Genomic DNA, 12,273 nt, shown 5'->3' on the forward strand with positions numbered 1-12,273 from the left:
CGTCGAATCAGGAGTTTTGAATGTTCCGCAAATCCCTGTCGGTCGTGGTTGCGACGGCCTCCGTCATGGCTCTGCAGGCGCTCGCGTCAGCACCGGCGAACGCGAGCGCGTACGGCTGCACCGGATCACTGGTGCGCAGCTGGCCCCTGCCGCTGAAAGACGCGATAACCAAAAAGACCTACTACCGGAGTGACATCAAGCTCTACTACAACGCGAGAACCGGCTGGAACTGCGCCGTCCTCGCCAAGCGTCCCGGCCTCCCGCGGTACGGCGTGCGCACCCCGATGGACATCTACATGGAGAACGACCTCATGGCCGACGACTACGTCAAGAACGTGAAGGGCAAGAGGGACTCCGATGGCGGGAGCTTCAAGTACTACGCGGGTCCGGTGAAGGTCTACGGCAAGAACCTCTGCGTGACCATCAAGGCCCAACACGATGACGCCGAGGACAACGGCGGCAAGCCCACGTACAACGGCCGTCTCTGGCTCCTCAGGGTGGCTTGCCACTGAACCACCGATCCGGTGTGCTTCCTGTGCGCGCCCGCAGGAAGCACGCCGGCACAAGACGGCGCCTCGCGCATGAGGCCTGCGGGCGCGGTCGGAGGCAGCCTGGCCCCGGGACATCCGTGAGATCATTTCCTACGATCAGCCCGGCGGCGTCGAGGCGTGAGATCGAAAGGGTGCGGACATGCTGCGTACACATCTGGCCGTTCTGGCCGCGGCGATCGTCGGAGCTTCCCTGCTGTCCACGCTCAACCCGCGACCTGCCGTAGCCGCCTCCGCCCTGACCTGCTCGGCGGTCGTGCCAATGTACGGCATCGATGGCGGGGGAAAACTCCGCTGGTACGGCCACCGCGCCGGCGCCTCCGGCGAGGATTCCTGGGTCGCTGACAGCGGCAAGGAGATCGGCTACGGCTGGAACACGCTGGCCAAGGTGTTCTCCGGCGGCAACGGCGTGATCTATGCGGTCGACGGCGACGGGGACCTGAAATGGTACCGTCACCTGGATCCGGCGACCGGTGAGCGCGGCTGGGCTCCCGGCGAGCGCACGGTCATCGGCCACGGCTGGGGCGACTTCGTCGACATCGCGTCGGCCGGTTCCGGGGTCATCTACGCACTCGACAAAGCAGGCGACCTGCACTGGTACCGCCATCTTTCGCCGACAACCGGCGAGGCCCAGTGGGCACCGGGGAGCGGCAAGGTCATCCGCTCGGGCTGGACAGCGATCACCACCCTGATGACCGGGCGCGACGGCACCCTGTACGGCGTGAACACCAAGGGACACGTCCGCTGGTACGACCACACCGATCCGGTCGCGGGCGGCACCACCTTCGGCCCGGGCACGGGACTGGTGACCGGCGAGGGCTGGAAGGATTACCGCAGTCCGTCCGGCGCCGGAGCGGGAGTCGTCTACGCGCTCGACGCGGCCGGCCGGATGTGGTGGCAGCATCATGCCGACCCCCTCGCCGGGGCACCGGTCTGGCAGGACCGCCGCCCCTTGAAAGAAGGATTCGCCTCCTTCACCACCCTGTTCGCCGACGCCACCGCCTGCTCGCCGGGGCAGTCCTTCACTGGTTACTCCCCCGGCGGATCCGGCCAGAGCCTCTACTACAGCCAAGGCCGGGTCGGCGCTGTCCTGACGGAAGGCGCCCGAACCGCCGTCACCTACGGCCAGCAACGCAAGTTCGCCGAGACAACGACCGAAGCGACCGTCTCGACCCGAGCGTGGGTCCGCCTGCTACCCGGCCCGTGGTCACCCTCGGCGCCATGGGCGGCCTCATGGCCGGCGGCCAACATCGCCAGGACCGACGAGGATCTGCTGGACATCGCCACGCAGTATCTCGCGGATGCCCCCTCCAAGGTCCGTGACGGCCTGCGCTATGCGGGCGACGCCCACTATGGCCCCTTACTCCCGGACGGCACCCGGGAAGAGGGCTCGGACTTCAACGACTACCTCGGCCTCACCTGGACCTACGACGACAAGATCGACCCCCCGGAAGCCCGCCAGTTGGAATCGCTGGACTGTTCCGGTTTCGTCAGGATGGTCCTTGGCTACCGCGGCGGATATCCCCTGGGCATCGGCGACACGCTGAGCAGGTCCGCACTCCCTCGCCGAGCCGTACAAATGGCCGATGAGAACGCCCCGGGGGTCACCGTGGTCGACGGTGGAACGGCCAAACCCACGTCCTACGCGGAGCTGCAGACGGGCGACCTGCTGTTCTGGGACGCCAGCACGGACGACGGCACAGCCCTCGACCATGTCGGCATTTATCTGGGGATCGACTCCACCGGCAAACACCGGTTCATCTCCAGCCGCAAAACGGTCGACGGGCCTACGCTGGGCGACGAAGGCGGCCCCTCCACCCTCGACAGCGCCACGCTCTACGACCACTCATGGCGCAAGGCCAAGCGCGCCTGACCTCTGCGGTCTGTTACGAAGTCCCAGCCCGGCCGAGGGCCGGCCGTACGTCGATGACCCGCATGCCCGCAGCCAGCGCCGCGGCGGCTCCCTCATCGGTGTCCTCATAGGCCACGCAGTGCGCCGGGTCGACCTCCAGCCGCTCGGCGGCGAGCACGTACACATCCGGAGCGGGCTTGCCGTACCGGACATCGTCGCGGGTGACGACCGCGTCGAACAGCGGACGCAGGCCTGTGGCCCGCAGCCCCTCCTCCACTCCGCGCCGCGAGCCGCCCGACGCCACCGCCAACGGCACCCGCCCGTGGTGCGCCCGGGCCACAGCCGCCACCGGCTCGTGCGGCTCCACCACGCCGACGAGCCGGCTGTAGGCGTCGAGCGCGGCAGCGCGTACGGCGGCGTGGTCGAACTCCCGTCCGGTCTCCGCCGTCAGCTCGGTCATCAGGGCATCAGCGGGTAGTCCGGTGCGGGCGCGATACCACCCGGAGTCGAGCTCGATGCCCCACTTCCCCAGCGCCGTTCTCCAAGCGCTCTCGTTGGCGGCGGCCGTGTCGAGGAGGGTGCCGTCACAGTCGAAGATCAGAGCGGCGTACGGTGGATCCGGGTTGAGCATGGGCACACCTGCGGGTCGGGGGACACAATGCCTGCTCCAGCTTAGAGGGGCCAACGCGATGAGATGAGGCGCCGCTCGGTGTCAGAGCGTCATGAAGCGCTCGCTCTCCGGTCGCTGGCGGTCTGGAAGCCGGTGAGGCCGGGTGTGTCGTCCGTGGTCACGACGATCTGGTTGAGCACCAGCCCGGCCTCACGAGGCGCCAGCGAGATCGTGTGCTCCCCCGGCCCGAGCGCCAACGCGGCCGCGGCGACGCTCGTGCTGCCGTACCAGGTCTCGAACCCGGTCTCCGGCCCGGACTTGTTCGACTGATATCTCCACCGCCCATCGACGAGCACATGGTAGGAGTCGGCGTCGGCGTTCGGGTTGCTCGTGTTGACGAACAGGTAGTACGTGCCACCGGTCCGGATGTCAACGGTGAAGTCGAGCCGCGGTGGTGCTCCCGCCGCGGAGCTCCCGTTGACCTTCTGCGTCGGGCCCGCCCCGAACAACGCCTCGGCCTGGGCCGCCGAGGTCGCCAGCCACTGCGCCTTCGCGCCGGCGTCGGCCGGCGGGACGGCCTGGAGACCGTTGCGGGCCAGCGCCCAGCCGTGCGTCCCGTTGTTGCTGTCGACCGCGTTGGCGAAAGCACTCTTCTCCAACGCGTCGGCCGCGTCGAAGACGACCGAACCGTCCCGCTCCAGATAGGCGCCGACCGGCGCCCCCGCAGCCCTGCCCACCGTGACAGGCACCACCCAGGCCTCGCCACGACCAGCGGTGACGGAGACCTCGGCCGTCCCGGCCCGGTGTCCGGTGACCCGCACCTGACCGTTCTGCACCGCGACCGACACGGCGGTCTCGTTGTCGGAGGCCGCGGACACCACATCCCGCACGCCCTCGACCGTGCTCGTCTCGCCTGCCGACGTCCGGATCGCGGGCAGCCGGCGAAGCTCCGGCATCGTGTCAGGACGAGGCGCCACGGTGGCCCTCTGGGGTGCGGCGATGTTGTTCGGGCTCTCGGGCGGGCCGACGAGGCCGTCACCGACCGAGCCGGCGCGGGTCTCGATGATGATCCGGTCGAAGAGGACCGCCGCGTCCGAGCGGTAGACCACGAGGTCGTGCCACCCCGGCGTGGTCACCTCGACGGTGAAGTTCAGGGGTTCGATTCCGTGCATGACGTTGAATCCCCAGGTGCTGGTGCTCGTACCGGCGACGGAGTTGCCGCGCAGCAGGCTGGGGGCCTGGTCGTCGAGTCCGATCGCCGTGCGCGCGGTTCGCGGCGTGCCGTTGTCCTCTGTGCCTTCGTTCAGCGTCGGAATCCGGTAGAAGGTCCCGGTGAACCTCCCGGTGGAGGTGAAGTAGACCCGGTATCTCAGGCGGGCGGTCGTCTCGAAGCCGGAGTCGACCCGGGCCGCGATCTCCGGGAAGCCGCCCATGGACGCCCCGCGCTGCCCCACGCCCTCAAGGGGGGCCCACCGGCTCCCGTCGGCGCCGCGCACGTTCTCGGAGAAGTGCTCGGCCTCGATGGCCACGTATCCGTTGGCCTCCAGGTGCGCCGGCTCGGCGACCCGGCGCAGATCCACGGCTGCCCGCTCCGCGTCGACCGTGAACGTCGCGACCGGGTCGCCGGTCTTGGCGCCGTCGACGGCGTTGAAGACTTTGATCGTCCCCGTCGTGGCCGGGTGGTTCCTGGCGACCGTCACCGTGACGCGTTGCTCTGTCGCGGTCGTGCCCGAGCGCCGGGAAAGGGCGATCCACGGAGCGTCCGCCTCGGCGACCCACTCCAGCGGCTCGGCTACGTCGTCCCGGGAGAACACGTCGAAGAACCGCTTGTCGTCGGGCGCGGCCGAGTTGAACCTCAGCGTGCCGCGGCCAGGCTCCTTGCTCCCCTCGGCGGCGGCACCCACCGCATCGGTCGGTGTGGCCACCCGGGCATACCGGTCGTTGGTGAGCATGACGGCGCCCTCGTTCGGGAAGCCTTCTGGATGGCTGTGGCCGATGGCGTGGTCCCACTTGCCGCCGCTGATCGTGTTCCAGTAGTCCTCGTCGGTGAGGATGCGCTCACGGGCCTGCTTCGAGAGCAGTTCGTAGCTTCCCGCGCTGGCGTAGCGGCCTTGGGCGGCAGCGAGCTGGTTCTTCCAGTAGTAGCCGATCTGCTCTGCCATGTTGCGGTAGGACCGGATCCGGTGGAGCACCTGTTGATAGAACGCGGAGCGATAGCGCGGGTCGAGCTTCGCGGAAGCATCCTCGAGAATCGCCACCAGCTTGCCGGACTCGTTGATGTAGCGCTGGAGCTCGTCCCCGTCCGAGGTGGCGCTGAACGGGAAGACCTGACCGTTGTGGATCCTTCCCGAGTTCGCGTTGGACGAGTTGATCTCCCCCCAGAACTCGGCGCGCTTGGTGTTCTCGAGCGCATCGAACCTTTCCAGCGCGTCGGCGACCACGGCGGCGTTGGCGCCCCTCAGCCGGAAGTCCCGCTGCACGTGTTCGGTGAGGAACCTGCTTGCGATGTTCGTGTCGTCATAGCCCTTGACGTCCCACGCGAGCTTGGCGAACAGGTCGAGCTTGATCTCGCCGGGCTTGATGTCCCCGACGTTGAGGATCCAGTAGCGCCCCGCACCGGAACTCCACGCCCGACGCAGCTGCTGCACCATCAAGGACATCGGCGTCGAGTTCAGCCACAGGTAGCTCTTCGGCTCGCCCCAGTAGGAGATGTGGCAGTAGACGCCGTTCCCCCCGGAACGGGCGGCTTCGGTCCGGGTGGGCACCTGGCGCAGATAGCCCTGGTTGTCCTCGGCCCACATCAGGGTCACGTCGCCGGGGATGTGGTCCTTCAGCCCGGTGTTGTAGAGATCGTTCATCTCCTTGTAGGGGATGAACACCTGCGGCACGGCGTCGACGCTGCCGTAGACCGCGGCGATCAGCTTGCGCTGCTCGCGGATGACGTCGGCCAGCATCTCGATCTTGTCCTTGAACCCGTACGGGTTGCCGGGCGTGAACACCGGATCGCTGTCGTGCACACCGCGGATGCCCAGGGCGAGGATGTTCTCGAAGGCGGCGTTGGCGACCACCCGCTGGCGCCAGTACTCCAGGATCGCGGGCTTGTTGATCGAATAGTCGAAGGCCGCCACGGCGTCCGGGCCCTTGATGTCGAGCGCGTCCTTGTTGCGGGCGTACCACTGCCGCCACTCGCCCTCGTTGTTGCGCAGCATCAGCTCCGCGTGGGAGGAGGATGCGACCACGCCGAACGCTGCCGCCTCGCGGGCGTTGATCGGGGTCCCCTGGTCGTACGTCCCGGTGTCGGTGACCGCGTTGAACGCCCTCGAAGCCAGGTGCATCGCCGGCCAGAGCGTGTTCAGCCCCAGCCGCAGCATCAGCTCATAGACGTGCCGGTAGTAGTTGACGTCAGGCGTGCCGTTGGCGGTGGGGAACTTCTTCTTCGCCCACGCGACGGTGCGTTCTTCGTCGTTGACGAATATTCCGCGGTACTTGACGTCAGGCCCGTCGTCGGCCCGGGCCTTGCCTGAGACCTTGATGTCATCGAGCCTTTTGACCGGTACGTCGCTGTACCAGTACCACGGCGAGACGCCGATCTCCTCGGAGATCGAGTAGATCCCGTAGATCGTCCCGCGGGCATCGCTGCCCGCGATCACCAGTGCGTTGTCGACCCCGGGGACCGGGTTCTTGATGGTCTTGGTCGCGTACGCCTCCCACCTGCCCTTGATCCCGGCGGCCTCCTCGAACTTGCCGGCTCCGACGATCCCGTCGATCAGCCGACTCTGACCGATCTGGCCGACGATGATCGCGGTCTTCTGACCCGCGGCCCCGGTCAGCAGGGCCGGCAGCTTGCTCCGGTCGGCCTTCGCCAGCCGCGCCTCCTTGGCCGGCTCATCGTCGGCGAACAGGCTCTGCACCTCACCGGGATCGATCGCCCCGGTCACCATGGCGACGTCCTGGCGCAGGTCTTGAACCGCGCGGCGCACCTGCTTGTAGTCCCGATCGGCGTGATCGCCGCCATAGGACGGGTCGATCAGGATCGGAGCGGTCGTACGGCCGTTGAAGATGGTGAAGTCGGTCGATGCCGCCTGCGCCGGCGTCACCCCGACCGACGTCAGCGACGCGGCCAGCAGAGCGCCGGCCGTCACAGCCGCGTACCACCGCCTGGCCCGACCCGAGATATCGCGCTCGTCGTGCTGCACACCTCGACCTCTTTGCCCGGGCTGCGACACTCCGCGCTCCTCTCGTCCGAGACGTCATCGAGTGGCCGGCATGATCGCAACGTAGGTACCTTGCGACAAGTTCTGCAAGGTGTTGCCAAAATTTCCACTCTCGTGGCTAGATGCGTTCGTGGAGCCCACCATCTTCGACGTCGCGCAAGCTGCGGGCGTGGCCGCGTCGACGGTCTCCCGGGCGTTCAACAAGCCCGGCCGGGTCAACGAAGCGACGCGACAGCGGATAGTCGCCGCCGCCGCGCAGCTCGGCTACCAGCACAGACCGCAGAACCGCGCTCTTCCGGGTCTACGCCACCGCACCATCGCCATGGTGCTCTCCGACATCACCAATCCCCACTTCTTCGAGCTGATCCGGGGCGCGGAGCAGCGCGCGAAAGCGTCCGACGTCACTCTGGTGATCGTCAACGCCGAGGAGTCCCGGCGCATCGAGGAGAACCAGATTCGCGACCTGTCCGCCGGCGTGGACGGGTTCGTGCTGGCCTCCAGCCGACTCGACGACGAGGTCCTGCGCGACCTCGCCAAACTGCACCGGATCGTCCTGTTCAACCGGGAGCTGCCCGGGTTGACCAGCGTGACGTTCGACACCGGCGCCGGCTGCCGGCAGATCCTGGAACACCTGGCCTCGCTCGGGCACCAGAGCCTCACCTACTGCGCCGGGCCACCCAGCTCCTGGATAGGCGCGGCGCGCTGGGCGGCACTGAGCGCCGGGGCCGAAACGCACGGTCTGACGGCACACCGGATCGGTCCGTACGCCCCCAACGTCGCAGGCGGCGGGGCCGCCGCCGACGGAGCACTGCGCACCGACGCGACGGCGGTCGTGGCCCACAACGACCTCCTGGCGATCGGCATCATCCGACGCCTCGCCCAGCGCGGTGTTCGAGTCCCTGCCGACATCAGCGTGATCGGGTTCGACGACATCTTCGCCGCCGACTTCGTCCATCCCTCGTTGACCACCCTGGCCGGGCCCGGCTCGCACGCCGGTCGGCTCGCGGTGGAGCCGTTGATCGAGCAGTTCGCCGCACGATCACAACGCGAGGGCGAGGCGATCCGTCTGCCTACCGAACTGGTGCTTCGCGAGTCATCCGGCCCAGCGAAACGCGGCACCTGAGCGTCGGAGGCGTGTTGTCAAGCGAACCTGCCGGTCAGTCGCGTGAAGGCCCTTAAGGCACGTCAGGCATGTCGAGCATGGTGAGGTCCGGCGCGAAGGTTTCGAGCTGTGGAGAGGTGATCGATCAGCGAGGGGCGGTTGCGATGAGGCGTTGCGGTGCGGCGTGGGCGGGTCGGCTCCATGTGGCCTTGCCGCCTGGCCGGCCATGAACACCGGCCTCGCCGACGTGGAGGCCGACGAGGGCCCGGTTCACGGCCCATCCGCGGGCTCGGCGCAGGGCCGCGGCGTCCGGGGTCGGCTGGTACGTGCCGTAGAGGCGGTCGGCGGTGCCGTCCGGCAGCAGAGTCCAGGCGGCGGCGAGGTCGACGGTTGGATCGCCTGCGAAGAGGTCGCCGAAGTCGATCACGCCGCAGAGGGTGCCGTCCGCGGTGAGGACGTTGGCCGGATGCAGGTCGCCGTGGAGCCAGAGCGCCGGGCCCGCCCAGTCGGGCGCGGCGGCGGCGTCTTCCCAGACCGCGCGGACGGCGTCCGGGTCGGGGATCAGCCCTATCTCAGTGGCCTCGGCGAGCTGCTGGGCGACCCACTCGGAGGAGCCGGCCATCGGCCCTCCGCGGCCCCCGCCGGTGGTGTCCACCTCTTCGGGGGCAGGTTGGTGAAGAGCGGCCACGAAGGCGGCCAGGGCGTCGGCCGCTTCCGCCTGTGTCGCCCGAGACAACCGGATGGCGAGATCGTCGCCGAGCTAGTTGGTTGTCCCGGCCACGCGCGCCGAGCCGCACCGGGCAATCGGCCAGGTCGGGGTGCTGTCACGCAGCAGCTCCCCGGTGATCTCGATCTCGGTATGCGTCATGCGGACCAGCAGCAGCCGAGTGGCACCCGACCCGTTCCGCCCGCGGTACAGGGTGTGCATTGTGTACACGTATGGCGCACACCGACAGGGACCTGGCCGCCCCGGACGCGGCCGCACCCGAGACGGCAATCGGACAGCCGCCGGAGCGAACTGGGCATCCGTGAGGCGCGCGAGCAGCTCGCCGACGCGCCCGCTACCTGGCTGAGATCACCTACCTGACCAAGCACCGCACCCGCATCGCCGCGGTGATGCCCGCCGACGCGGCCCACTCCCGAAGCCGCGCTGGCTACCGTCCTGTCCGCGCCTACCTCACGACGTCCAGACCTGCCCCGCGAACGCCTGTACAAGGCCGTCGTGGGCCCGTTGCCTTTTCCAGCGACCAGGGAAAGGCAGGCTGTGATATGATCATTTTGTCATGAATAGTCATGACACATCCCAGCCTTGCGTGGTGCTCTCCGGCGACGCCGACAGCCCCGCCGCCCGCTTCGTCACCGCGATGAACTCCGGCGATCCCCAGGCTCTCGACCACGTCTACGAGGACGACGCCGTCCTCGTCCCGGTCCCCGGCCACCCCGTCACCGGCCCCGCCCGGCTCGCCGCCAACCGGCACCTGCAGAGCTTCGGGCTCCCGATCGAGGCCCGCCCGAAGCACGTGTACGTGTCCGGCGACATCGCCCTGCTCATCGTCGACTGGTCGATGCGCGGCACCACGCGGGACGGCACCGAGATCGACATGAGCGGCACCGCCACCGACGTCGTCCGCCGCGGCCCGGACGGGCGATGGCGCTACGTCATCGACAACCCCCACGGCACCGCCTGACCAGGGTCAAAGCCCCAACAACTCAGCCGCGCGCCCCTGTTCCGGCGAGGGCTCCGGGGGCCACCTGAACGCCGCGGCGACGGCCGTCGCGGGAGCAGCACGAGGGCGAGCCCGAACGCAAGCGCCGCCTCGACGTTCGCGTCCGGGCCACCGGCCAGGCCGTGCAGGAAGACGCTGCCGAGGACGGCGATCCCCTGGCGCGCCGCCGGCCTGCTGGACGACGTTCAGCAGGCGGGCGGCCGACCCGACCCCATGAGGACGGCGGCGCGCCAGGGGGCGGCGAGGGGCACGTTGACCAGGAACGCCGACCGCCACGACGAGCCGAACAGGTCGGCGTGGGTGAGCACGGCCCCGAGTATCGGCCCGAAGATCACCGACAGGCCCATGACGGGCCCGATGGTGCTCATCGCCTTGGCCAGTTCGGAGCCGGCGAACATCGAGCGGATCAACCCGATCGTCTGCGGATGATCAAGGCGGCGGCCATGCCTGGCGTGCACGTGCACAGGCGGCACGCCCTCGCGGCGGGCGCGGCGCGCCCAGCAGCAGTGCGCGGTGCCCGGCTGCCGCAAGCCGTCCCGGCAGATCGTGAAGCGCTGGCAGGTCGACAACGCCCTGATGGTGACAGCTTTCTCCCAAAAGGGCCACGTTCCCGGCCTGTCGGTCACGCCCCGCTACAGCGGCCCGACCTGGACCGCAATCGTAGATACTTGCACCGAGGAGGAGGTGTATGACTGCTGTCACACGTCTAGTGACGTTCGTCGACGTCGATAATCAGGCGGCTGACACTATCTCGGTGTCGGCACGTCACGAGGCAGAGCTCGTCGATGGAACCCGGGTGCTGCTGCTGAATGACAGAGGTTGGGGCTCATCGCAAAGCTGGGCCGCGACGTCGGTAGCAGACATACAAGAGACGACGCGCGCGGTGGTTGGGCCCGATGAGCCGTTCGGTGGCCGTTCCCAGGAAGACATGGAAGCAGACCATTGGGCCTCGCTCCAGCAGATCGCCCAGCGGCAGGGAGTCATTGTCGACGCGACCACGCTCAGGCAGTTGCCGCACGACGTCGTGCTCAGCCAACAGGTGCTCGCGCGCATCGGTGGCAACCCAGACACTTCCTCCGGCTGAGCCGGGCACCGTCAAGACCTCTACATGGGTGCCGTTGAGCACTCTGCGATGAGCGGCCAAACCGCAAGCCCAAGCGCTGCTCCCGGCGCTGCACCAACGCCGCCAGCAACGCGCGCAAGCGCTCCTCCGACCAGCGACGCCAGCAACTGCAGGCCACCTTCGCCGCCACGGTGGCCGAGCACCGCCCCGCCCTGCACACCTACGCCGAGACGGTCAGCGCCCAGCTGGCCACCGAGGTCGCGCTCCTGCAGCGCATCGAGAGCGAGCTGCTGGCGCAGGTCGCCGACCTGGAGGAGCAGCTCGAGGACGAGCGCTCAGCCGCGACCACGGCCGAGCAGCAGGCCGCCGCCGCCGAGCAGCGCGCCGACGAGGCAGAACGGCTGGCCATCGCTGATCGGGCGCGCGCCGACCAGGCCGACCAACTGCGTGCGGAGGCGGCCCGGCAGCACGCCGACGAGCTACGACAGCTGCGCGCCGGGCACGACGAGACCCTGGCCCGGGAGCGGGAGCGGGAGCGGGAGCGAGTCTCCACCGCCGAACGTGAACTGGCCGCCCTGCGGGAACGCCACCACGCCACCACCGAAGAAACCCAGCGGCAACGCGAACGCGCCGACGGCGCGCTGGCCGCCGCCGAGCAGGCCCGCACCGAAACCGCCACGGTGCGCGCAGCTTGAGGCTGCCGAGCAACGCAACACCGACCTCACCCAGCACGTGGTCCAGGCCCGCCACGCGGAAAGCGCAGCCCGCAACCTCGTGGCGGTCCGCAACAGCCGGATCGAGGCCGCCGAACGCGAACGGGACAACGCGCGCGCCGAGCATCGCTCAGCCGAACAGCGCGCCGAACAACTGCAGACGAACCTGCTCCTGCAGAGGCTCCCCTCCCCCGCGGCCGAACCCGTCCCCCCGTCCTCCGCCGAACCCGACCCGGCCGGATGATGACCGACGGCGGAAGCACACCACCGGGCCGCGGGTGCCATCCCGACGATTCCAACGCCGAGCACGGACAACGGCATCACGCGCGTGGCCTGCCGGACGCCCGGCTGCGGGAGGAATTCACCTGGGCAGGCAGGCCGCTCGTCGCGTCCCTCACCGTCGTGAGCGCAGTGTGACGACGGGGACGGCGCGCCGTGATGCTC

General features: G+C 69.0%; 11 protein-coding genes. 7 read left to right on the forward strand and 4 right to left on the reverse strand.

Annotated elements, in window-relative coordinates; genetic code table 11:
- Positions 1-20 precede the first annotated feature (20 nt).
- Together ABZX61_RS20665 and ABZX61_RS20670 are read left to right on the forward strand one after the other, a co-directional pair.
- Positions 21-512 (forward strand): hypothetical protein, encoded by a 492-nt coding sequence (locus ABZX61_RS20665; protein WP_355196667.1) that lies wholly within the window; start codon positions 21-23, stop codon positions 510-512.
- 178 nt (positions 513-690) lie between these two features.
- Positions 691-2,421, forward strand: a complete 1,731-nt coding sequence (locus ABZX61_RS20670; protein ID WP_355196669.1) for a tachylectin-related carbohydrate-binding protein — start codon at positions 691-693, stop codon at positions 2,419-2,421.
- A 13-nt stretch (positions 2,422-2,434) separates the two neighbouring features.
- On the opposite strand, the gene ABZX61_RS20675 is transcribed toward ABZX61_RS20670, so the two are convergent.
- The gene (locus ABZX61_RS20675; RefSeq protein WP_355196671.1) at positions 2,435-3,031 is read right to left on the reverse strand and encodes an HAD family phosphatase; all 597 of its coding nucleotides are present in this window, start codon (positions 3,029-3,031) and stop codon (positions 2,435-2,437) included.
- Between the two features lie 89 nt (positions 3,032-3,120).
- Positions 3,121-7,206 carry a glycosyl hydrolase 115 family protein gene (locus tag ABZX61_RS20680; protein WP_355196673.1) on the reverse strand — a complete coding sequence of 1,362 codons (4,086 nt, stop codon included), beginning with the start codon at positions 7,204-7,206 and terminating at the stop codon, positions 3,121-3,123.
- 148 nt (positions 7,207-7,354) lie between these two features.
- Here ABZX61_RS20680 and ABZX61_RS20685 point away from each other — a divergent pair, with 148 nt between their 5' ends.
- Complete coding sequence (locus ABZX61_RS20685) at positions 7,355-8,347, forward strand: LacI family DNA-binding transcriptional regulator (RefSeq protein ID WP_355196674.1); 993 nt, start codon at positions 7,355-7,357, stop codon at positions 8,345-8,347.
- A gap of 124 nt (positions 8,348-8,471) precedes the next feature.
- On the opposite strand, the gene ABZX61_RS20690 is transcribed toward ABZX61_RS20685, so the two are convergent.
- Positions 8,472-9,062: a phosphotransferase gene (locus ABZX61_RS20690; RefSeq protein WP_355196676.1), complete on the reverse strand. Its 591-nt coding sequence runs from the start codon at positions 9,060-9,062 to the stop codon at positions 8,472-8,474.
- A gap of 547 nt (positions 9,063-9,609) precedes the next feature.
- On the opposite strand from ABZX61_RS20690, the gene ABZX61_RS20695 reads away from it, so the two are divergent.
- A complete protein-coding gene (locus ABZX61_RS20695; protein WP_355196677.1) occupies positions 9,610-10,014 on the forward strand; it encodes a nuclear transport factor 2 family protein in 405 nt (134 codons plus the stop codon).
- Positions 10,015-10,238: 224 nt separating this feature from the next.
- Here the strand turns inward: ABZX61_RS20695 and ABZX61_RS20700 are convergent, their stop codons facing one another.
- Complete coding sequence (locus tag ABZX61_RS20700) at positions 10,239-10,622, reverse strand: hypothetical protein (RefSeq protein WP_355196679.1); 384 nt, start codon at positions 10,620-10,622, stop codon at positions 10,239-10,241.
- A 119-nt stretch (positions 10,623-10,741) separates the two neighbouring features.
- On the opposite strand from ABZX61_RS20700, the gene ABZX61_RS20705 reads away from it, so the two are divergent.
- The 3 genes from ABZX61_RS20705 to ABZX61_RS20715 all read left to right on the forward strand — a co-directional run bounded on the left by ABZX61_RS20705 (position 10,742) and on the right by ABZX61_RS20715 (position 12,073).
- Positions 10,742-11,137, forward strand: a complete 396-nt coding sequence (locus ABZX61_RS20705; RefSeq protein WP_355196681.1) for a hypothetical protein — start codon at positions 10,742-10,744, stop codon at positions 11,135-11,137.
- Positions 11,138-11,307: 170 nt separating this feature from the next.
- On the forward strand, positions 11,308-11,811 hold the full coding sequence (locus ABZX61_RS20710) for a hypothetical protein (protein ID WP_355196682.1): 504 nt from the start codon (positions 11,308-11,310) through the stop codon (positions 11,809-11,811).
- Positions 11,812-11,848: 37 nt separating this feature from the next.
- Positions 11,849-12,073 (forward strand): hypothetical protein, encoded by a 225-nt coding sequence (locus ABZX61_RS20715; RefSeq protein WP_355196684.1) that lies wholly within the window; start codon positions 11,849-11,851, stop codon positions 12,071-12,073.
- The last annotated feature ends 200 nt before the right edge of the window (positions 12,074-12,273 follow it).

The organism is Nonomuraea sp. NPDC003709 (assembly GCF_040610775.1).
GTDB classification, from domain to species: Bacteria; Actinomycetota; Actinomycetes; order Streptosporangiales; family Streptosporangiaceae; genus Nonomuraea; species Nonomuraea angiospora_A.

Bases quoted from the DNA above. Each gene is read 5' to 3' on its own strand.
- ABZX61_RS20705 (WP_355196681.1), top strand. From the start codon at position 10,742: ATGACTGCTGTCACACGTCTAGTGACGTTCGTCGACGTCGATAATCAG.
- ABZX61_RS20665 (WP_355196667.1), top strand. From the start codon at position 21: ATGTTCCGCAAATCCCTGTCGGTCGTGGTTGCGACGGCCTCCGTCATG.
- ABZX61_RS20695 (WP_355196677.1), top strand. From the start codon at position 9,610: ATGAATAGTCATGACACATCCCAGCCTTGCGTGGTGCTCTCCGGCGAC.
- ABZX61_RS20670 (WP_355196669.1), top strand. From the start codon at position 691: ATGCTGCGTACACATCTGGCCGTTCTGGCCGCGGCGATCGTCGGAGCT.
- ABZX61_RS20675 (WP_355196671.1), bottom strand. From the start codon at position 3,031: ATGCTCAACCCGGATCCACCGTACGCCGCTCTGATCTTCGACTGTGAC.